The 21890-nt window shown below is 39.3% G+C and carries 22 protein-coding genes and 1 pseudogene; 20 read left to right on the forward strand and 3 right to left on the reverse strand.

Going from position 1 to position 21890, the window contains the following annotated elements; all coding sequences use genetic code 11:
- The first annotated feature begins 172 nt into the window (after window positions 1-172).
- Window positions 173-4900 carry a S8 family serine peptidase gene (locus EAF07_RS00715; protein WP_121834385.1) on the forward strand — a complete coding sequence of 1576 codons (4728 nt, stop codon included), beginning with the start codon at window positions 173-175 and terminating at the stop codon, window positions 4898-4900.
- 152 nt (window positions 4901-5052) lie between these two features.
- Here the strand turns inward: EAF07_RS00715 and EAF07_RS00720 are convergent, their stop codons facing one another.
- The 3 genes from EAF07_RS00720 to EAF07_RS00730 all read right to left on the reverse strand — a co-directional run bounded on the left by EAF07_RS00720 (window position 5053) and on the right by EAF07_RS00730 (window position 6445).
- Entirely contained in the window at window positions 5053-5967 is a 915-nt protein-coding gene (locus EAF07_RS00720; RefSeq protein ID WP_121834386.1) for an FAD:protein FMN transferase, read from the reverse strand.
- Window positions 5968-5998: 31 nt separating this feature from the next.
- Window positions 5999-6184, reverse strand: a complete 186-nt coding sequence (locus tag EAF07_RS00725; protein WP_018364737.1) for a 4-oxalocrotonate tautomerase — start codon at window positions 6182-6184, stop codon at window positions 5999-6001.
- 84 nt (window positions 6185-6268) lie between these two features.
- Window positions 6269-6445 (reverse strand): helix-turn-helix domain-containing protein, encoded by a 177-nt coding sequence (locus tag EAF07_RS00730; RefSeq protein WP_183121626.1) that lies wholly within the window; start codon window positions 6443-6445, stop codon window positions 6269-6271.
- A gap of 143 nt (window positions 6446-6588) precedes the next feature.
- Between EAF07_RS00730 and EAF07_RS00735 the strand changes: the two genes are divergently transcribed.
- The 19 genes and pseudogenes from EAF07_RS00735 to EAF07_RS00815 all read left to right on the forward strand — a co-directional run bounded on the left by EAF07_RS00735 (window position 6589) and on the right by EAF07_RS00815 (window position 21881).
- Window positions 6589-7599 (forward strand): DUF4839 domain-containing protein, encoded by a 1011-nt coding sequence (locus tag EAF07_RS00735; protein WP_183121627.1) that lies wholly within the window; start codon window positions 6589-6591, stop codon window positions 7597-7599.
- Window positions 7600-7739: 140 nt separating this feature from the next.
- Window positions 7740-7949 (forward strand): hypothetical protein, encoded by a 210-nt coding sequence (locus EAF07_RS00740; protein ID WP_121834388.1) that lies wholly within the window; start codon window positions 7740-7742, stop codon window positions 7947-7949.
- A gap of 83 nt (window positions 7950-8032) precedes the next feature.
- Complete coding sequence (gene miaA / locus EAF07_RS00745) at window positions 8033-8920, forward strand: tRNA (adenosine(37)-N6)-dimethylallyltransferase MiaA (protein ID WP_121834389.1); 888 nt, start codon at window positions 8033-8035, stop codon at window positions 8918-8920.
- Window positions 8921-8925: 5 nt separating this feature from the next.
- Window positions 8926-9147 (forward strand): hypothetical protein, encoded by a 222-nt coding sequence (locus EAF07_RS10705; protein WP_245962660.1) that lies wholly within the window; start codon window positions 8926-8928, stop codon window positions 9145-9147.
- A 14-nt stretch (window positions 9148-9161) separates the two neighbouring features.
- Window positions 9162-9806, forward strand: a complete 645-nt coding sequence (locus tag EAF07_RS00750; protein WP_245962661.1) for an alpha/beta hydrolase — start codon at window positions 9162-9164, stop codon at window positions 9804-9806.
- A gap of 637 nt (window positions 9807-10443) precedes the next feature.
- Window positions 10444-11579: pseudogene (gene hflX / locus EAF07_RS00755) on the forward strand (GTPase HflX).
- Window positions 11572-12210, forward strand: a complete 639-nt coding sequence (locus tag EAF07_RS00760) for a cystathionine beta-lyase (RefSeq protein ID WP_121834390.1) — start codon at window positions 11572-11574, stop codon at window positions 12208-12210. The pseudogene hflX and the gene EAF07_RS00760 overlap by 8 nt, the downstream one beginning before the upstream one ends.
- 807 nt (window positions 12211-13017) lie before the next feature.
- On the forward strand, window positions 13018-13947 hold the full coding sequence (gene rnz, locus EAF07_RS00765; RefSeq protein ID WP_121834391.1) for a ribonuclease Z: 930 nt from the start codon (window positions 13018-13020) through the stop codon (window positions 13945-13947).
- Complete coding sequence (locus EAF07_RS00770; protein ID WP_121834392.1) at window positions 13944-14708, forward strand: SDR family NAD(P)-dependent oxidoreductase; 765 nt, start codon at window positions 13944-13946, stop codon at window positions 14706-14708. Before rnz ends, EAF07_RS00770 begins: the two co-directional genes overlap by 4 nt.
- A gap of 1 nt (window position 14709) precedes the next feature.
- Window positions 14710-14997: a lipopolysaccharide assembly protein LapA domain-containing protein gene (locus EAF07_RS00775; RefSeq protein ID WP_121834393.1), complete on the forward strand. Its 288-nt coding sequence runs from the start codon at window positions 14710-14712 to the stop codon at window positions 14995-14997.
- A 7-nt stretch (window positions 14998-15004) separates the two neighbouring features.
- Entirely contained in the window at window positions 15005-15394 is a 390-nt protein-coding gene (locus EAF07_RS00780; RefSeq protein WP_121834541.1) for a PaaI family thioesterase, read from the forward strand.
- 4 nt (window positions 15395-15398) lie between these two features.
- Complete coding sequence (locus tag EAF07_RS10560; RefSeq protein WP_220702218.1) at window positions 15399-15569, forward strand: hypothetical protein; 171 nt, start codon at window positions 15399-15401, stop codon at window positions 15567-15569.
- Window positions 15570-15995, forward strand: a complete 426-nt coding sequence (locus tag EAF07_RS00790) for an Imm26 family immunity protein (RefSeq protein ID WP_121834395.1) — start codon at window positions 15570-15572, stop codon at window positions 15993-15995.
- 86 nt (window positions 15996-16081) lie between these two features.
- Window positions 16082-18283: a single-stranded-DNA-specific exonuclease RecJ gene (gene recJ, locus EAF07_RS00795; RefSeq protein ID WP_121834396.1), complete on the forward strand. Its 2202-nt coding sequence runs from the start codon at window positions 16082-16084 to the stop codon at window positions 18281-18283.
- Between the two features lie 79 nt (window positions 18284-18362).
- A complete protein-coding gene (locus EAF07_RS10530; protein WP_142925580.1) occupies window positions 18363-18554 on the forward strand; it encodes a hypothetical protein in 192 nt (63 codons plus the stop codon).
- On the forward strand, window positions 18544-19140 hold the full coding sequence (locus tag EAF07_RS00800) for a GNAT family N-acetyltransferase (protein ID WP_183121629.1): 597 nt from the start codon (window positions 18544-18546) through the stop codon (window positions 19138-19140). Before EAF07_RS10530 ends, EAF07_RS00800 begins: the two co-directional genes overlap by 11 nt.
- A gap of 6 nt (window positions 19141-19146) precedes the next feature.
- The gene (locus tag EAF07_RS00805; protein WP_121834398.1) at window positions 19147-19854 is read left to right on the forward strand and encodes an AAA family ATPase; all 708 of its coding nucleotides are present in this window, start codon (window positions 19147-19149) and stop codon (window positions 19852-19854) included.
- A gap of 89 nt (window positions 19855-19943) precedes the next feature.
- The gene (gene hemW, locus EAF07_RS00810) at window positions 19944-21077 is read left to right on the forward strand and encodes a radical SAM family heme chaperone HemW (protein WP_121834399.1); all 1134 of its coding nucleotides are present in this window, start codon (window positions 19944-19946) and stop codon (window positions 21075-21077) included.
- A gap of 66 nt (window positions 21078-21143) precedes the next feature.
- Entirely contained in the window at window positions 21144-21881 is a 738-nt protein-coding gene (locus tag EAF07_RS00815; RefSeq protein WP_121834400.1) for an acyl-ACP thioesterase domain-containing protein, read from the forward strand.
- Window positions 21882-21890 lie beyond the last annotated feature (9 nt).

Here is a 21890-nt window from a genome sequence, read left to right on the forward strand (position 1 = left end):
AAAATAACAAATATAAGTTTTAAAAGATGTTTTATTCTTAAAATACAAAAAAATATACAATAAATAAACTTTTGTGAATTTACAGAAAAGTGTTGATTTTTCAAAAAATATTTGTTTTAATAATGTGTATGACGGGTTTGTCAATAAAAAATCATTTAGGAGTAGTAGATTTATGGAAAAAAGACAACGTTTTTCACTACGGAAATATAAAATTGGTGCGGTATCTGTTCTTTTAGGTGCAGTTTTTTTGTTTTCTGGTGTAAGTGCGGCAGCAGATACGCAAGGAGCCTCTGCTGAAACAACCAGTGTACCAGCAGTAGTTACTGAGTCATCTGAGGATTCTCTTGTTAGTATTACGGAAGTTTCAAATACTCCAGTTAGAGATGAGGCTACTCAGGATGTAGCAATTGAAGCTCCAGTAGTTTCCACCAATGAAGAGACAGATATAGTTGTTGCGGACACAGCTCCAAGCGCTCCAGTAAAACCTTCAGTGGCAGACCAAGAAGTAGAAAGTGTATCTAAAACAGTTTCAAACCAGCCAGAAACACCAAAAGAGATAGACTCATCAGAGTTGGATGCCAAGGCGGTTTCAGAAAGTGTGAGGAAAATTGGTGAGGAGACACCACAAAATAATGACAGTAATACCATTATTACAGTGCCAAAAGTCTGGGATACAGGTTATAAAGGTGAGGGAATGGTTGTTGCAATCATTGACTCAGGGCTTGATGTCGATCATGATGTCCTTCGGATTACTGACCCAACTAAGGCTAAATACCAATCTAAAGAACAATTAGAAGCAGCTAAAAAAGCAGCAGGTATTGATTATGGTCAATGGTATAATGATAAGGTTATTTTTGGTTATAACTACGTTGATGTCAATACGGTTTTGAAAGAAAAAACAAAGGATTCGCATGGGATGCATGTGACAGGTATTGCAGCGGGTAACCCAAGCAAACAAGATAATGGTGAATTTATCTATGGAGTCGCACCTGAGGCACAGGTCATGTTTATGCGCGTCTTTTCTGACTTACATTCACAGACAGGACCAGCTCTTTATGTTAAAGCAATCAATGATGCGGTTGCTTTAGGGGCAGACAGTATTAACCTTAGTCTTGGAGCGCCAAATGGATCTATGGCGGATACTGAAGAAAGTCTTATCGCAGCTATTGAACGTGCTCGCCAAGCAGGTATCTCAGTTGTTATAGCAGCTGGAAATGATGGGGCATTTGGTTCAGGACATGCCAATCCGCTGGCTACCAATCCAGATTATGGTTTAGTTGATAACCCATCAACGGCCAAACATGCGATATCAGTAGCTTCTTATAATAACACAACCCTTATGAATAAAGTGGTTAGTATCATTGGTCTTGAAAATGATGAGAAACTTAACCATGGGCTGTCTACTTATACAAAACCAGATCTTGGTCCTATTGATTTTGAACAAGGGAAAGCTTACGACTACGCTTATATTGGTTTAGGAACAAAAGAAGAGTTATCAGGTGAATTTGCCAATGTAGATTTGAATGGAAAATTGGCTCTGATCAAACGCGGTTCTATTACGTTTACAGAAAAAATTGCTAATGCTCAGGCCCGTGGAGCGATTGGTGTGGTTGTGTTTAACCATACAGCTGGTGAGAATAATTTAAACATGTCTTTGGAGGCAGAAGGAAAAGGCATACCATCTATTTTCATTCCATTTGAGTTTGGTGAAGCGCTTCGTTCTAATCAATATAAAATTCAATTTAACAATGCTAAAGATAAATCGGATAATCCACAAGCTGAATTGATGTCAGACTTTACAAGTTGGGGCTTGTCAGCTGATGGTGAATTAAAACCAGATTTATCAGCACCAGGTGGCTCTATCTATTCTTCTGTTAATGATGGCGATTATGATATGATGAGCGGTACCAGCATGGCTACCCCTCATGTGGCAGGAGCAGTAACTCTTGTTAAACAGTATTTGCTTAAAACTTATCCAGATAAATCACCGTCTGAAATTGAAGCCCTTGTTAAACATCTTATGATGAGTACGGCTAAAGCACATTTGAATGAAGAAACAAATGCCTACACCTCACCACGCCAACAAGGAGCAGGGATTTTGGACACTGCTGCTGCTATTTCAACAGGCTTGTACTTGACTGGAAGTGATAACTATGGAAGTATTTCACTAGGAAATGTTGGAGATGTTGTAGACTTCAAGGTAACACTTCATAATATTACTAATGAGGATAAGACGCTCCGCTATGTTACTAACGTCAATACAGATACTGTGAAAGAGGGACATATTACCTTACTTCCTAGAGAACTAGAAACCCTTGTAGGTGAGACGGTAACGGTTAAAGCAAATTCTTCAACGACGGTAAACGTTGCAATTGATGCGACTGCTTATCGTGAGGAACTTTTAAAAGAAATGCCAAATGGTTATTATTTGGAAGGATTTGTTCGTTTCCTTGATGTTGCTGATAGTGGAGAAGTGGTCAGCATTCCCTATGTTGGTTTTAGAGGAGAATTCCAAAATCTTGATGTCGTCGAAACACCGATTTATGATTTAGTTGTTGATGGAAAAGGTGGCTTTTACTTCGTTGCGGATAGCGACAAAGTTGTTCCGACAGATGAAAATTATACTTCGCTTGTTACTGGGGAAACAGAACATATTTATGCGACATCTGAAACCAGTGATATGGTAATCAAGGCCTTAGGAACTTTCAAGGATGATAATGGTAAGTTTGTCCTTACGCTAGATACTAATGGCAAACCTCACTTGGCTATTTCGCCAAATAAAGATGGCAATCAAGAATCTCTTGCCTTTAAAGGTGTATTTCTACGAAACTACAATGATTTAGTAGCAAATGTGTATGCTGCTGATGATACAGAACGTTTGACTCCATTATGGACAAGTGAGGCTGTCTCTGGTAATAAAAACTTCTTTAGCGGTAATCCTAAACACCCTAAATCAAGCATTGTTTACTCTTCTGAATGGGATGGTACAGACAATTCAGGGGCAGACTTAGCTGATGGACGTTATGTTTATGTTTTAACTTATACGTCAGCAGTCGTAGGTGCTGAACCGCAAACCATGAGTTTTGATGTGATTGTTGACCGTCAAAAACCTGTTGTTACAACAGCAAAATATGATGAAGCCAATAAGACGTTTACGCCACGTGCAGCAGTAGATGCTGGAGAATCAGGTGTTTTCCGTGATAGGGTATTCTACCTTAAAACAGATGAACATGGTTTGAAAAACTGGATTGATGTCTCAGAAACTGGGAAAGTTACCATTGGTGATAATAAGGTTTATGTCGCTAAAAATGCAGATGGTTCCTTTACATTACCACTTGATCAAGCCGATATTGCAGATTTCTATTATACCGTTGAAGATTATGCAGGAAATGTGAGCTGGGCTAAAGTTCAAGATTTAATCAAAGTGGGGAATGATAGTGGTATTGTCACTGTGAACATTCTTGACAAGGATACTAACTCTGAAGCCTATGTAAACTTTTCATACTCAGTCAAAGATGCTAACGGAAAAACAGTTGCTGATATTGCTCGTTATGGTGATAATGCTAATAAACTGATTTTACCATTCGGTACTTACACATTTGATTTGTTCCTTTATGATAAAGATTGGTCTACATTGGCAGGTGAAACAACAGTTACTGTTAATATCTCAGAAGAGAAAAGCTTGGCTGATGTGAATTTCTATGTCAATAGCCTATCAAAATCTCAAGTTTTGATTGATATTGATAAAGCATTGCCAGATGGAACAACTGTAACCTTAATCAATGGAGCAGGTGGACGAACAGAATTGCCAAATGCTAAGTATTCACCTACTGATTACGGACGTCTTGTGACGACAGGTGAATACGATATTGAGATTGCTCTTCCTGAGGGCTATGAGTTCTTGGAGGAATTGAAAGTAACAGTCGTAGATGGTGTGAGAACTGTTAAAACATTAACTCTAATCAATAAAAATCCATTAAAAGAAGCGGTAGACTCACAAGGAGATGTTTCAAAATTGCCGGTTTACTACAATGCAAGTTTAGAAACGATTCAATCTTATGAGGCAGCATTGGCTAAGGCACAAGAAGCTTTAGAAGGAAAACTTCCTCAATCAGATATTGATGCAATTCAAGAGGAGCTTGTGAAAGCTCGAGCAGCCCTTGATGGTAAAGAGACTGATTTTGCAACACTTCAATCAGAAGTAGAGCAACAAACGACAGTAGAAGCAACAGTCGCCTACAGTAATGGTAGTGAAGAAACTCAATCAGCCTACGCTGCAGCTGTTCGTGCAGCACAATTAGTCTTGGCAAATCCAAAAGCTAGCCAAAAAGAAGTAGACGAAGCACTTGCAGCTCTAGTATCAGCGAAAAACGAATTGGATGGTAAAGAGACTGATAAAGTTGCGCTTAGAAATCGTATTTCAAAAGCTACTGTCTTACAAAAAACATCAGCGAAATATCAAAATGCAAATGATAAGGTCAAAGCAGATTATGACACAGCCTTAGCAACAGCAGAGCTTATAATGGCAGATGAGAGTGCGACACAAGCAGAAGTTGATGCAGCTCTTGAAGCCTTAATAGCTTCTGAAGTAGCCCTTGATGGTGTAGAATCAGCACCAACGACTATTGTAGCTTCAGGTACAATAACGACAGGTATTTCAGATGTTAAACCATTAGCACCACCGACCCCTCTGGTAATAGGAAGTGAAAAATCTGCTGTACCAGAAGTCGTTTCAGCAACTGTGACACGAAAGGATACCTCTCAAAAACCAATTGTCGTAGCAGTAGCAGAGAAATCACTCCCTGCTACTGGTGAAAATGATTCAAACCTCTACCTTCTCTTTGCAAGCTTAAACCTAATGTTAGGATTTGTTTTATTGGCTAAGAAAGAGAAAGAATAGATTAAAGTATTAATGTTTTTCAACGTTAATGCAATCTTCAAATAAAAAAAGCTTAAAATCACAGCTTTGTAAGCCTGTTGATTTTAAGCTTTTTATTGTGTCATAATGTTTAATAGAGTGATAGGGAAGGCATTCAAACCTTGCTTCCTTCGCTAGCGAATATTATTACTGGTCAGGATTTCGAGATCTTTTGTGATAATAAGACCTTCGATACCAGGGGTGTGATTGATGATTTGGAGAGTGGTGGCAGTTGGAAGTCCAAAAAGTCTAGTTGTCCAAATTTCACAATCTAAGGATGATTTGGCAACGATGGTAAGGCTTGCCATGTCAGTTTCGATAGGGTAACCTGTTTTTCGATCAAAAATGTGATGGTAATGCTTGTCTCCAATTGTCAGAACACGCTCATAGACACCAGATGTCACGACCGAAGCGTTTTGAATCGGAAGGATAGTGGCCTGATTTCCTCTTGGCTTATCAGGGTGCTGGATGCCGACATACCATAAGTGATTGTCACGGTTCGGATTTGGTCCGTGGACAAGTAGGTTGCCTCCTAGGTTGACCATAGCAGAGCTGGCACCTGCTTTTACCAGATAATCCATAACTTTATCTGCGATATAACCTTTAGCTAGGGCACCAAGGTCGATTTTCATGCCCTTTTTGGCAAGAAAGACGGTCTGTTTTTCGGGATTGAGAATGATTTGTTTAGGGTCTGTTAAAGCTAATTTGTCAGAAATATCTGACGCTGAAGGCAATTTAGCATCAGAAAAACCAATTCGCCAAGTTTGCACGAGTGGTCCGATAGCGATGTTCAGATTACTTTGGTCTGCGCAGCTATGTTTTTTACCGATAGCAATCAGTTCAAACAGTTCTGGGTGAACTGAGACAGGCTCAATGCCAGCTTTGCTATTGACCAGAGAAAGCTCGGAAGTGACATCGTTGGCGGAAAAACGGTTGTTGTAGAGGTGAAGCAAGTTCTCAGCTTCGTCGAGGAGATGGCTACTATTTGGGGCGACAACAAGAAGGTCGATGGTTGTGCCCATGAGTTTGAGTTGACGAGTATTTTGCATAGTAAAACCTGAAAAAACTAAGCAAATGTGCTTAGTTTTTCTTTTTCATCTCTCCGTGCGGGTAGTAAGTGCCCTCAGGCATGTCGTTAATAAAGACATGAATAGCTTCCTTAGGAGCTTTAGCGATACGAGAAACGACCTCAGTCACTTCGCGGGCCAATTCAATTTTTTGCTCTTCTGTACGACCTTCAAATAAATCAATTTTTACAAATGGCATAATATTCTCCTTGTGTTTTTTCTTGCTATTATTTTATCACAAAATTAAAGATCCTGCTTCACTTAGATGAAATTGAAGTAGGATTTAACTGTCTTTATCGTTAACAAAACAAATGACTTCATTTGGAGTGCATGCCAAAATGGTACAGAGTTTTTCCAAAGTCAATAGAGTAATATTTTTGTTCTTTTTAAGGCTATCTAGTGTTTTATTATCAATGCCTGATTTGAGAAGTTTGTATTGGGAAATCCCTTTCTTCTCCATTGTCTTCCAGAGTGGTTCAAAACTTATAATGGCTATCAACTCCTTTGAATACAATTATAAGTTTAAAAATTTGTTTATCATATTGTGTATATATCCACAATGTGATATAGTAATGTTAATAATTAAGAATGGAGACGACCAAAATGGCAATATTTAAAGGTAAAACAGTAAATGAAGCTACTGAACAAGCGTTAAAAGAATTACAAGTTGATAAACAGAATGTTGATATCAATGTACTTCAGGAACCTAGTAAAGGAATATTTGGTGTTTTTGAGAAAGAGGCTGAAATTGAAGTAATCGTTTTAAGCGATGATGAAATTATGAGACGGGCTAAGAAGAAAAAAAGAGAGAAATTATTGTATATTGCTGGTTGTTCAGGCTTAGCTCTAATAACTATTCTAGGAATATTTTTTGCTCCACAAAATGATGAGTCAACAGAAACTGATATTAAAACGCCAGCAAGTTCTAAAGATTTAGTGGGCGAAAACTATAAAACAGTTGTAAGTAAATTAGAAGCTGCAGGATTTTCAAACGTAAAAACTCAAAAGTTAGATGATTTGATTGTTGGGTTGCTTACCAAAGATGGAGAAGTAGAGACGGTATTGATTGGTAGTGATGATGACTTTGCTAAAGGTGAACGTTTTGATAAAGATATTAAAATTATTGTAAGTTACCATACGTTTGCCGAAAAAGAAACAACAACTGTAACGAGCTCGGAGATGGTAACTCAAACACCAAGAACGACTGAAATCGTAGAGCAAACTAAGAAAGACCAGGTACTGACTTTAGAAAATAATGCAGAATTTGCAGCTATTTTAAATTCGGATAATGGGGAATTAGCAAAACAATTTTCTGAAAAATATATGGGATTAATGGTAGAATTTGATGGTCATATTATGAATATCATGCCTCATGACAACTATAAAACAAGGTACGATATTTTGATTTTTGGTGGAGATTACAGTGGTACTGATTCGACCAGCTATCATGGTGTAAATTTACAATTTTTTGATGTGGCAACGGTCGCTGAGGCGTTTGATAGTCTTGATGGCTTGTCAGTTGGTCAAAATTTGCACATTAAGGCAAGAGTGATAGAATATAATGAAGTTTCAGGGGTGTTAAGATTAGAACCAGTGCTAGTTACTGCACGGTAAAGTCACTATCGTTATTCCAAGAAAATAAAACCTCAAACAGCTTAATGTTTCTTATTTTAAGTTGTTTTTATCCAGTAAATAATTGCTTTTACCTTTACATTATTTTATACTGAATACAATAATTAAAATGGAGTTTGCCTATGAAACGCTTTATTTGTGCTCTTTTTATTGCGGTATTTTCTTTTGCATCAGTTATTTATCTTTTTTCAGAAAGTGTTTGGTCAGGTCCTATCTTATTGACAATATCATTTTTTGCTATTATTTACAGCTTAGTGGGTCTGTCTAAACGTAGTAAAGTTTTTAAAGAGGTCATATCATTTTTTGTTGAACTCTTACTTTCTTGGCCATAATCTTATCGTAATAACAAGCTTTTTCGGCTTGTTTTTTCTATTTGGATTGTTGTGTCCTCGTCTCTCTGTGATATAATACTCCTATGACTAAACTAATTGTAATTGCTGGGCCGACAGCAGTTGGAAAGACGGCTCTTGGGATTAAACTGGCGCAAAACTTTAATGGAGAGATTATTTCAGGCGATAGCCAGCAGGTTTATCGTGACCTTAATATTGGTACGGCTAAGGCTAGTTTGGAGGAGCAAGCTGCTGCTGTTCACCATTTGATTGATGTTCGTGATGTGACAGAGACTTACTCGGCCTTTGATTTTGTGGCGGAGGCTAGGGCTGCGATTGAGGATATTTCTAGCCGTGGCAAACTCCCTATCATTGTTGGCGGTACAGGTCTTTATCTTCAAAGCCTTCTTGAGGGCTATCATTTGGGCGGAGAGGTTGACCAAGAGGCCGTTCTGGCTTATCGTACGGAGCTTGATGCTTTTTCTGATGAGGTTTTATTTGGGAAAATAGCAAAGCTGGGGCTTGAGATTCCTCAGTTAAACCGCAGGCGTGCTATTCGTGCGCTTGAATTAGCACGATTTACAGATCACCTCGAAAACCAAGAAACAGACTATGATGCCCTGCTTTTATGCCTAACAGATGACAGACAAGTCCTCTATGACCGTATCAATGGGCGTGTGGATAAGATGGTAGAGCAAGGGCTTTTGGATGAGGCTAGGTGGCTCTATGATAATTATCCGAATGCTCAAGCTGCGCGTGGTATTGGGTATAAGGAGCTTTTTCCCTATTTTGCAGATGAGCAATCACTGGACGAAGCGGTTGACAAGCTCAAGCAAAACACACGTCGCTTTGCGAAACGTCAGTTGACCTGGTTCAGAAACCGTATGGAGATGACCTTTTGTGAAGTTGGATCTAGTGATTTTGAGGCGAAGGTTAAGCAGCAGATTTCTGAATTTTTAAAAGGGGAAAAATGAGGTTGATGAAAAAAGTTTTGCTGATGTTGTTTGTACTGAGCATTTTGGGATATGCTGGCTTTTCATATTATCTAGCAAGCTCGATTGTTACACCCAAGGTATTGACTTTGTCTGAGGAACGTCAATGGATTGAGGAATACGATTTAGTCGGTGATTTTGATGCTTACAATAAGGAAGAGTTTACTGTTACAAGCTTCACGCTCAACTCATCAAATCAGATAATCTAACTTCTAGCAAATATGTGATTATCACACACGGCTTTCGTTCCAATCGAAATGGAGCTATCAAGTATGTGGATAGTTACCACAAGTTAGGCTACCATGTGATTATTTATGATGTGCGTGGTCATGGTGAAAACCAACCAACGCCAGTTAGTCTTGGTAGATTAGAATCAGAAGATTTGCTTGCTTTGATACACTACACCTATCAAACCTTTGGTGAGACGATTAGTCTGGGGTTGCATGGTGAATCTATGGGGAGTGCGATTTCCTTATCTGTTCTTGATAAACACCCTAAGTTAGATTTTGTAGTAGCGGACTGTGGGTTTACGAATTTATATGACCTGATAGAAGGAGCTTATGGGGATAATCACCTTGGTTTTCTCGTTTATGGTGTGAATGCTGTCACAAAATGGGGATTTGGGATTAACATGAAAGAGACCAGTCCGATTGAGGCGATAAAAACGAATCAGGTGCCCATCTTATTTATCCATGGTGAAAAAGATAATTTTATCAAACCGGAAAATAGTCAAAAACTTTTCGAAGCGAATGCTTCCAAGGATCAACTGGTCATTGTTCCAAAGGCAGAGCATGCTAGTTCACGAGAAATTTTAGGAAAAGAAGCCTACACAAAACTCATCGAAAATTTCATTAATGGCTTGAAATGAAAACGTCATTTTCATTAGGAAAGGGTGGTTACTTTGACCGCCTTTTTATCTTTTTTATGGTAAAATAGTAGCAATGGTCATTTTGAAGTTAATACTCATCCAAAATCAAAATTAGCATTTTAGAGCCTCTAATACTTTTGATGGACTACCGAACGAAGTGAGGCTAAAATGTTTCTTTCGCTATAGTGGTATTCTTAGCAGTGAAATTGTCCAGTGGATGGTTTCAGCCTGAGCTTAGAAATTAAAAAGCGAGGGGAATTGGCTCGATATGAACGGCTTTTTGGGAGAACTACAGAAATTGAGAATCAATTTCGTAGTAGTTCCCCCGCAAGGATGATTAGGGTGGACACTGTCGAGTAGTCGACAAGTACATCCAATCATCTACTACGAAAAGTAGGCTCAAATCTAGCAATGAAACTCCGTAGGAGGTTTTGACACTGACTTCGTCAGTTATATTTCCCACCTCCAAAGGTCTCCCAGACCTTTGGAGCGTCCGCACTTTTAAGAAAGAAACAAAAAGTAATTTTTGATTTTTGTTAAGTATAAAATGACAAAAAGTCTGAATAAGATTAGAAGCTGAGTGATCATTTTTCTTGAAAAGGAGAAGTGTATCAGGTATTAATTTAGGAGGTCTGCCATGATTGAGACAAAAAAAGAGCAGGAGCGTGTCATTTTAGTAGGTGTTGAATTGCAGGACACGCCACATTTTGACATGTCAATGGCAGAGCTAGCTAGTCTTGCTAAGACGGCTGGTGCCGAAGTGGTGTCCAGTTACACCCAAAAAAGAGAACGTTATGACAGTAAGTCCTTTGTTGGTTCAGGAAAATTGGCTGAAATTAAAGACATTGTCGAAGCCGATGAAATTGACACTGTGATTGTCAACAATCGTTTAACGCCTCGGCAAAACGCCAATTTGGAGACAGAACTCGGTGTCAAAGTCATTGACCGTATGCAGTTGATTTTAGATATTTTTGCCATGCGTGCAAGAAGTCACGAGGGCCAGGTGAGAGTCAACTAGAATTGAACCGTCGTTCCATTAGAAATCAGATTTCGGATATTGAACGTCAATTAAAAATTGTTGAGAAAAATCGCCAGACCATACGCGACAAACGAAGCCAGTCTGAGGTCTTTAAAATTGGTCTTATCGGCTATACCAATGCAGGGAAATCAACGATTATGAATGTCTTAACAGATAATCGTCAGTACGAAGCCGATGAATTGTTTGCGACTTTGGATGCGACAACCAAGCAGATTTATCTTCAAAATCAATTTCAGGCAACCTTGACGGATACTGTTGGGTTTATTCAAGACTTGCCGACGGAATTGGTAGCAGCTTTTAAGTCAACTTTGGAAGAAAGTCGCCATGTGGATTTACTCCTTCATGTGATTGATGCGTCAGATCCAGATCACGAAGAACATGAAAAGGTTGTTTTGGATCTCCTCAAGGATTTGGACATGCTAGATATTCCGCGTTTAGCCATTTACAATAAAATGGACAAGGCTGAAAATTTAACAGCAACAGCCTTCCCAAATGTTCGTATTTCTGCACGTGAAGAAGGGGCAAGAGAAAGTTTACGCCGTCTCATTATTGACGAGATTCGTGATGTTTTTGAACCCTTTAACATCAAAGTTAGCCAAGATAAGCTTTATAAACTTTATGAGCTTAATCGCCTTGCTTTGTTAGACCGCTATGATTTTGATGAACCGATTGAGGAAATCACAGGTCATATTGCGAGCCATAATCGTTGGAAGTTAGAAGAATTTTATGATTGATTATATATCACTTGCCCTCACTTATGGGGGCTTTACCGTGTTGGATAAGGTTTATTTGGAAAATAAGCTGGCGCAACTATCAGAAGATGATAAATTAACTTTTATTACGCCACCACCTAGTGTTATCAACGCTTATTTTGCAGAGCTTTATCAAAAAGAAAGTCCAGAAGCAGCCACAAATTATTTTTTCAAGATGAGCCAGGAACTTAAACTGTACCAGGCAAATCCCTCTTTTTTAGAAGAAAAACCCTTTGTCAGATTAAATTTATCAGGCAAATCTTATGGGTTTGCCTATGAAAGTGATGAGGAAATCGCTCTTGTTTTTTCAGAACAAGATGAGCCAGTGAGCTCTGCTATTTTGTTTGAATTAGCACAGATTTTTCCACATTATAAGATTTACCTACAAGATAGCCTGATTAAGATGGCTAAAATGGCATTTTCAAATGAGGAATTAGAAGATTTAACCCCTGAAACGGCACTGCTAAGCCAAGTCACAAGACTTTCAGGAGACGTCATCAAAGTCCAATCTTTCAACCAAGAAGAATGTGCAGAGCTTGCGTCAGCTTTTGAGGGAGAAAAATACTACCACTACCAACAAAGAGAATTTGTCATCTACATTGCTGAAAAGTAAATTAGCAAGCCATCCTAGGGATAAAATATGAGAACCTGACGTGACAGATACTTAGATGAACTGAAAAAGAATAGAATGTATGAGAAAAGAGTGTGAGCAAACTTCAAATCGTTACATGACATGATGTCCCGATGCTTAGCTCTATAACTCGTTATTCCGTTTAAAATGTCTATAGAAGTTTTTGAAAGTAAGAGAGATTTTCTAATTTTAACGAGCGATAGCGAGTAAATCAACGATACTTCCGCCGTGATGAAAGTGTCAGAAATGACTCGAAGTAATATTTCTGGCACTCGGAATATTTGAGACCTAATTGAACACGCCTACAATGCTATGAATTTAGACTCACTTTCCTAGATGCTTACGGCATCTTCGTCAAGCTCCATAAAATTCTTTGCATTGCTTAACAGCTTTGTATCTTAAATTAGGCTCAAATATTAGTCATGCTCAAATAGTCCAGTGGGCTATTTGAGGTTGGAAATAAAGTAGGCTACAGCCTGTGTCAAATACCCGTAGGAAGTCTGCTTGTGTCCGACATCACTTAAGGAAGTGAGAGTGGGACAGAAGTCATGATTTCGAAGAAATTGACTTCGTCGTCCCACCTCCGCACAGTTGATTAGGATGGCCGCTAACGATTGCGTAGCAAGGGTTTAGGACCTCCAATCAACCACTGCGTCAATCTGTTATTACCATTAAAAATAGAAGGTTGAAATATTTATGTCCCAACCTCAAGAGTGAAAACAGAATAACGACAATAAAAGAATGAAAAGAAAGGATGTCGTAGGTTTGCCCTACGATTAGTATGATAAGATGGAATTACAGTTCTTAGGAACAGGGGCAGGTCAGCCTGCAAAACAGCGTAATGTGTCAAGTTTAGTGTTGAAATTATTGGATGAGATTAACGAAATTTGGATGTTTGACTGTGGTGAAGGGACTCAGCGCCAGATTTTGGAAACAACGATTAAGCCTCGTAAGGTTAAGAAAATTTTTATCACGCATTTGCATGGAGACCATGTTTTGGGGTTGCCAGGATTCCTTGCCAGCCGTGCTTTTCAAGCTAGTGAAGAGCAGACGGATTTGGATATTTATGGTCCGCTAGGTATTCGTCAATTTGTCTTGACCAGTCTCAAAGTAACAGGGTCACGTCTGCCTTACCGTATTAATTTTTACGAATTTGATCGACAGAATTTGGGTAAAATACTGGAAACAGACAAGTTTATTGTTTATGCTGATCAGTTAGATCATAGCATTTTTTGTATGGGTTATCGTGTCATGCAGAAAGATTTGGAAGGAACTCTTGATGCGGAAGCTCTAAAAGCGGCAGGTGTTCCTTTTGGTCCCCTTTTTGGTAAAGTTAAAAATGGTGAAGATATTACCTTAGAAGACGGAACAAAAATCATTGCAAAGGATTATATTTCAGAGCCTAAAAAAGGGAAAATCATCACTATTTTAGGAGATACAAGACAAACGGATGCCAGTGTCCGTCTCGCACTTGGAGCAGATGTTTTGGTGCATGAATCCACTTATGGAAAAGGGGATGAGAAAATTGCTCGAAGCCATGGGCATTCAACCAACATGCAAGCAGCAGAGGTGGCAAAAGCAGCGTCAGCCAAACGTCTTTTACTCAACCATGTTTCGGCACGTTTTCTTGGCCGTGATTGTAGGCAGATGGAGCGCGATGCGTCAGCCATTTTCAAAAATGTCCATGTTGTGAAAGATTTTGAGGAGATTGAGATTTGAGAATTATTGTGATTACGGGGGCTTCTGGGGGAATAGCAGAGCAGTTAATCAAGCAAGTACCGCAAGAGGATATGATTCTTCTCATCGGTCGGAGTGAGGAGCGCCTAGCAGAGCTTTACAAGAACCGCCAAAACAAACGTTGTATCGGTCTTGATATTACGGATGATAGTGCTGTTGAGCGCTTGATTTCTAAGATTTATCAAGAATTTGGTCGGATTGATATTCTCATCAATAATGCTGGTTATGCGACTTACAAGGATTTTGAACAGTTTTCGATGACTGAAATCCGTGACATGTTTGATGTCAATACCTTTGCTAGTATGAATTTTTGCCGTCTCGTTGGTGGTAAGATGAAGGAAGCTAAATCAGGTCACATTATCAACATTGTCTCTATGTCAGGTTATATGGCTACGGGGCAATCGTCTATCTATTCAGCGAGCAAATTTGCCATGATTGGCTATTCAGATACCCTTCGTTTAGAATTGGCTCCTTATGGTGTATTTGTCACGACTGTTAATCCAGGTCCTGTTGCGACAAAATTCTTTGACCAAGCAGACCCAAGCGGTGCTTATCTTGATAGTGTCAAAGCTTTTACCTTGCAGCCTGAGGTGGTTGCGACTAAGATTGTTAACATTCTAGGAAAGAAAAAGCGTCAGTTGAACATGCCGCTTGCCTTAAATGCCGCTCATAAAGCCTACACGCTGTTTCCAACTATTGCTGATTTTTTAGCAGGGACCGTGTTTAATTTGAAAGGAAAGTAAGATGCGTAAAAATGTAACGGTGGGACTCTTAGTAGCGTCCGTTGGCTTAACAGCCTTGTTGTCTATTGCCAATATCCAATCTGTGACAGTCAATTATTTATTTGGAACGTTTAAGTTGCCTTTGATTTTACTGATTTTGCTTTCAGTTGGTTTAGGAATGTTCATTCAATTTCTGCTCGGCTTTTTCAAAAACATGAGCTTACGCCAAGAAATTAAAAATCTGAAGCTAAATCACAAAGGGCAAGAAGAAACAGTTTTGGAAGCAAGAAAAGAATCTGATGAAAAATAGGATTACTATGGATATTTTATTACACGAAATTAGAGTTTTTGAAAATTATGATGTAAAATTGGCAGAAGAAGGTCATATTGTTATTGATACTAAGGTAGTAGATGGTTCTCTAAACTATTATGGTAATGCTCATGGTGGTTATCTATTTACGCTCTGTGACCAAATTTCTGGTTTGGTTTCTCGCTCACTTGGTGTCAATGCGGTGACACTACAGTCAAATATTAATTACTTGCGAGCAGGTCATCTTGGAGATACTTTAACAGTAGAAGGACGTTGTGTGCACAATGGTCGTACCACAAAAATAGTTGACACTGTGATTACCAATGAAAAGGGAGACGTTATCACTAAAGCAAGTTTTACCATGTTTGTCACAGGAAAACCAGCAGGTGATGCGTAATGTTATGGATAATCCTGTTAAAATAAATCTACAAAAAAAGTATGAAAAGCTTACAGATAAACAGAGGTGTCTATTGGAGTTTTATGGTGATTTACCCAAAGAAGAAAAATACTTCATTCCAATTAAACGAAGACGCCAACCAAATGTGCAAGTAGGCGATATTTTTGCAGTATAACTGCCAGATAAGAAATTTTGCTATGGTAAAGTTATTGCTCCAGCCGCCAAATTACCTCGGATTCAGGAAGGATTTTTTTCTGTCATGATGAGTAATATTGTGACAAACACACTAGATGAAGTAACATTTGAACTGAATGAATCAAGTATTTTATTACCTCCATGGATTGTAAACGAAACATTTTGGCGGAATGGTACATTTTTTACCATTAGTCGAAAACCTCTAACAAACAAAGAAAAGGACCTCAAGATTGGTTATGTCGTATTTGATGCGAAAAAGCACTTGAGAGGTGAAAGAGGTTGGGACTTATATGATATCAATGGTAATTTAATTGAGAAAGCGGATTATTATACTTTTTCTGGTTATACAACAATACATGGCATGGAATTTGATTTATATCGTGAAAAGATATGTGGAACTATATAAAAAGTAGGAAAGGGTTGTTCGATAAGCAGAAACTTATTTGAATGAGTGATTTTGGTAATACGCCAAAGTCTTTTATAACTTAAACTATGATTACATCAAAATACGATTGGAAAATAAATGAACAAGTGCCTGATGAGGGCTTTTTAAAAGTTGCTAAGAAAGCTGGTCTGACGAAAACAGCTGCTGGTATTGCTTTTGAGCGAGGTATTGATAATGAGGAGAAGTTATCTGATTTTTTAGGAGCTGACCTGTCACATTTGCATGACCCTTACCTGCTTAATGACATGGAGAAGGCGGTGGAGCGGATTCGGTCTGCGATTGAAACTGGTGAACAAATTCTCATCTATGGTGACTATGATGCTGACGGCATGACCAGCGCAAGCATTGTCAAAGAAACTCTAGAGATGATGGGAGCAGAAGTTCAAGTCTATCTGCCGAACCGCTTTACCGATGGTTACGGTCCAAATCTTAGTGTTTACAAGTATTTTATCGAGCAACAAGGGATTTCTCTAATTGTGACGGTAGATAATGGCGTAGCGGGACACGAGGCGATTGCTTATGCACAAGGTCAGGGAGTTGACGTTATCGTTACCGATCACCACAGCATGCCAGCAGAGCTTCCAGAAGCCTTTGCTATTGTTCATCCTGAACATCCAGAAGCAGATTATCCTTTTAAACATTTAGCAGGTTGTGGTGTGGCTTTCAAATTAGCTACGGCGCTTCTTGAGAGTATTCCCACAGAGTTATTAGATTTAGTTGCCATTGGGACGATTGCTGATATGGTCAGTCTGACCGATGAAAATCGTATCATGGTTAAGGTGGGACTTGCTATGATGAAACAAACGGAACGTATTGGTCTTTTAGAATTATTGAAAGTCTCTGATGTTGACCTTGAGACGATAAATGAAGATACAGTTGGTTTTACCATTGCACCGCAGTTAAACGCTCTGGGGCGTCTAGATGATCCAAATCCAGCGATTGACTTGTTGACAGGATTTGATGATGAAGAAGCGCAAGCCATTGCCCTCATGATTAAAGACAAAAATGAGGAACGTAAAGCGTTAGTTCAACGGATTTTTGATGAGGCAGTTACCATGATTGATCCTGAAAAGCCTGTTCAAGTGCTGGCTAAGGAAGGTTGGCACCCAGGTGTACTGGGAATTGTTGCAGGTCGGATTTTGGAACAAATCAGTCAGACTGTTGTAGTTCTCAATATTGAAAATGGTTCAGCCAAAGGTTCAGCCCGCAGCCTTGAAAGTCTGGATATTTTTGTAGCGCTTGATGACCATCGTGATATCTTTACAGCTTTTGGTGGCCATAGCGGAGCTGCTGGAATGACTCTTCCTGAGGAAAATCTTGAGAGACTGTCCGAAATTCTTTGTAACTATGTGGTTGACAATCAGATAGACACTTCTGTCAAAAATAATTTAACGGTTGATGAAGAACTTGATTTGTCTGATTTAAGTCTAGAAACCCTTAAATCATTGGACAAACTAGCCCCATTTGGAATGGACAATAAAAAGCCTGTTTTTTGGCTCAAAGATTTCAAGGTCACTCAGGCTCGTACCATGGGACAAAATAATGCCCATCTCAAGTTAAAAGTCAGTCAAAATGGCGCTGATTATGATGTGGTCGCCTTTCACCAAGGAGCCCTTGTTCAAGAATTTCAGCAAGCGCAGGATTTAGAACTTGCGGTGACTCTATCTGTCAACGTTTGGAACGGTGCAACGACCTTACAACTGATGTTAGTCGATGCGCGTGTTAATGGGATTCAGCTCTTTGACATTCGTGCTAAGTCGGCTCAGTTGCCAGCTGGTGTTCCTGATATTTTTTCTGTTGAAAATAGCAGAGCAGTTGTAGTGACTGACCTCCCAAACGCAGAAGAGCTAAAACGTGTTTTTGAGCATAAAGACTTTGAAGCCATTTATTTTAAAAATACCATTAAAGAACCTTATTACCTGACAGGATTTGGAACGCGAGAGCAATACGCTAAGCTCTACAAAACGATTTACCAGTTTCCTGAATTTGATGTGCGTTACAAGCTCAAGGAGCTCAGCCATTTCCTAAAAATCGAAAGCATTTTACTGGTCAAAATGATTCAAATCTTTGATGAGTTAGGCTTTGTCACAATTACAGATGGTGTGATGACGGTCAATAAAGATGCGCAAAAACGTGAGATTGCTGACAGTCAGATTTACCAAGAATTAAAAGCAACGGTGAAATACCAAGAACTCATGGCACTTGGAACTCCGCAGGAAATTTACGACTGGCTAAAATCAGAAAACTAATTCTAAGCAATCATTAAAAGCACGACATCCGGTCGTGTTTTTTGATATAATAATGGTAAATCAACGATGTGAGGGGAACATGAAAAACGTATTAAAATCAGATAACTGGATTACTTTCTTTTTCCTAGTGTTATACGGTGGTGGAGTTGTGGTAAATGTTAAGAGCAGTAATTTACTAATGGCAAGCCTCTGGGCAGTCTTATTTTTAATCAATCTTGGAATGCTCTTGTACCGTATTTATGGGAAGAAGGATAAGAATAATGGCAGATGAGCGTGTCCAACAGCTGAGTGCGCGTTTCCCAAAAGATGTGTCAGAACATTACCAACAAATGATTCCAGCCTATCAGAAAGGGTATGCTGACTATGTCTTTCAAACGGATCAGGAAGCTACACAAAATCGGCGGATTAAACAACTGACGAAAAACTTTCGTAGCTATGCGACAAAACCGTATCACTACCTCCAACCGTTATCATCAGAGGATGCCTTACAAATTGCTACAAACTGGCAATTATCTTCAGAGATGCAAGCAAGTCTGCTCAACCCCAAACCCAATCAATCTTCTTTTCAAGTGATTAAAAATGGTCTCTTTTTCGCCTATTGTTGCGTTGAAGAGCAAAATGGCACGCTAGTTTTGGCATTTGCTATAGCGCCACAGTATAGAGGCAATGGACATGGCAGAGCTTGTTATCAAGCTATTGAAGACTACATTAAGACGTCCTTTACAGATAAACAAATCAGTCTAAATCTATCACCAGAAGAAGCTGATAATATAAGTTTTTTAGAATCACTAGGGTTTCAAAACGTTAGTAATCAAGATGGCTATCATTTGATGACAAAACCCTTAGTAAAGGAGTGACAAAACATGAACTCTAATTACCTACATGGTTTAGTGATAAATTGGGACCAGGTAGCAGGAGAATCTTATTTATCTAAAATCCCTGCCTTAGCTAGTGTTTCTGAACTATCGTTCTCAAGCCCGGTAACCTTTTTCGTCGGTGAAAATGGCTCTGGAAAATCAACGTTACTTGAAGCGATTGCAGTAGCAGATGGGTTCAATGCGGAAGGTGGCAGTCGCAATTACCGTTTTTCAACCTATGATAGTCACTCAGAACTCCATGAGGCTGTACGGTTGAAACGTGGCGTCAAAAAATCATCTTGGGGCTATTTTTTGCGGGCAGAGAGTTTTTATAATGTGGCAACCATGGAAGAAACGTATTTCGGCTCTCAATCCCAACATTATCACAAGCAGTCGCACGGTGAAAGTTTTCTTAGTCTCTTGGAAAATCAATCGTCAGATAATGGCTTTTACCTTTTGGATGAGCCAGAAGCAGCCCTATCACCGCAACGCCAGCTAACACTTTTGTACCATTTTCATGAGCAAGTGAAAAAAGGTGCCCAGTTCATTATTGCGACCCATTCGCCCATTTTACTTGGGTTTCCAGAGGCAAGTATTCTCTCCTTTGATGATGGACAAGTTCAGGAAGTGGCCTATGAAGAGTGTCCAGCCTATCAAATCACCAAACTTTTTCTTGAAGACCGTGAAAGGGTACTCCATAATTTACTAAAGTAATGAGTGTGCAGAATTTTATTGTCCCATAATAAGCAAACTATCCGTATTATCTTTTAGAAAAATGGGTTACAATCTGTTATAATAGTGTCATGTTAAAAAAACCAACATCCGCTTATGTGCACATTCCCTTTTGCACACAGATTTGTTACTATTGTGATTTTTCAAAAGTATTTATCAAAAATCAGCCTGTGGATGCCTATCTACAGGCTCTTATTCGTGAAATTGAGTTAGCTGATACGGGCAAACTGCGGACCCTTTACATCGGTGGGGGAACCCCAACAGCAATCACCGCTGAACAGCTAGACTATTTGCTGACGCATTTGGAAAAGGTTTTGGACTTGTCGCAAGTAGAAGAGTACACCATTGAAGCTAACCCTGGAGATTTGTCTCCTGAAAAAATAGCAGTGCTTCAAAAATCACGAGTCAATCGTGTGTCACTAGGGGTTCAGACTTTCAACGATAAACACTTGAAACGCATTGGACGTAGCCACAATGAAGCACAGATTTATGACAATATTGCTGCTTTAAAACAAGCTGGATTCGACAATATTTCCATTGATCTGATTTATGCCCTACCTGGTCAGACCATGGAAGACGTTCGTGAAAATGTTGCGAAAGCACTCGCCTTAGACATTCCTCACCTCAGCCTTTACAGTCTCATCTTAGAGCATCATACGGTCTTTATGAATAAAATGCGGCGCGGTAAACTCAATCTGCCAACAGAAGATTTAGAAGCTGAAATGTTTGATTACATCATCGCAGAGCTGGAAAAAAATGGCTTTGAGCATTATGAGATTTCTAACTTCACCAAACCAACTATGGAAAGTCGCCACAACCTCATGTATTGGGATAATGATGAGTATTATGGTTTTGGTGCAGGTGCTTCTGGCTACGTTGATGGCGTGCGCTATCGTAATCGAGGGCCAATTCAGCACTACCTTAAAGCTATCGCAGAAGAGGGGCATGCCAGATTATCTGAGGAAGTTTTGACCAAACGTGAGATGATGGAAGAAGAGTTTTTCTTGGGTCTTCGAAAAAAATCTGGCGTTTCCATCCCACGTTTCGAAGAAAAATTCCAAGAGAGTTTTGAAGGATTATACGGCGAAGCTGTTAAAGAATTATTAGCAGATGGTCTTGTCCAAATAACGGATGGTCGCCTCAGAATGACCAAAAAAGGTCTCTTCTTAGGCGATACGGTGGCTGAGAAATTTATTTTAGACTAAAGCATTAGTTGGCAAAGTGACAAAAGGTAATGTTGCACTATTTACAAGTTAGAAAAAGGAGATACAATGGGACACATTTATAAAGAAGATTTTTTAATTCCATTTGACATGGTCGATGTCAATCACAATATAAAGTTGCCAAAACTCTTGTCTTACTGCCTGTTTGTATCAGGGAAACAGTCTCATTTACTAGGGCGAAGCGATGAGTATGTGCTTGAACAGTTTGGTTTGGTATGGATTATCACAGATTACGAAGTTACCATTCACCGTCTCCCACAATTTACCGAGACAATTACGATTGAGACAGAAGCCATCAGCTACAATAAATTTTTCTGTTACCGCGTTTTCAGAGTTTATGATGCTGCTGGTGAGCTGTTGCTTGATATTTTGACTTACTTTGCTTTGATGGATGCCAACACGCGAAAGGTTTCCCCTGTCTTGCCTGAGATTGTTGACGTTTACGGCTCTGCCTTTGTCAAAAAAATCCAAAGAGCGCCTAAGATGTTACCTTTGGAAAATGCAGAGCAGACGACCTATCATGTCCGTTATTTTGATATTGATATGAATGGTCATGTCAATAATAGCATCTATCTTGACTGGATGTATGATGTGTTGGGCTATGAGTTTTTGAGTCAGCATCGGCCTGCAAAATTGCAACTCAAATACAGCCGAGAAGTGTCTCCTGGTGGTGACATTTCATCAAACGTGGTTAAGGATGGCTTGACGACTTACCACGATATTACCTCAGAAGGCCAAATCAATGCTCAGGCTGTCATTGAGTGGCTTCCCTTGGAAGAGAAATAGGGCAATAGG

Origin of the sequence: Streptococcus hillyeri, assembly GCF_003686955.1 — a bacterium.
In the GTDB taxonomy this organism is placed as follows: domain Bacteria; phylum Bacillota; class Bacilli; order Lactobacillales; family Streptococcaceae; genus Streptococcus; species Streptococcus hillyeri.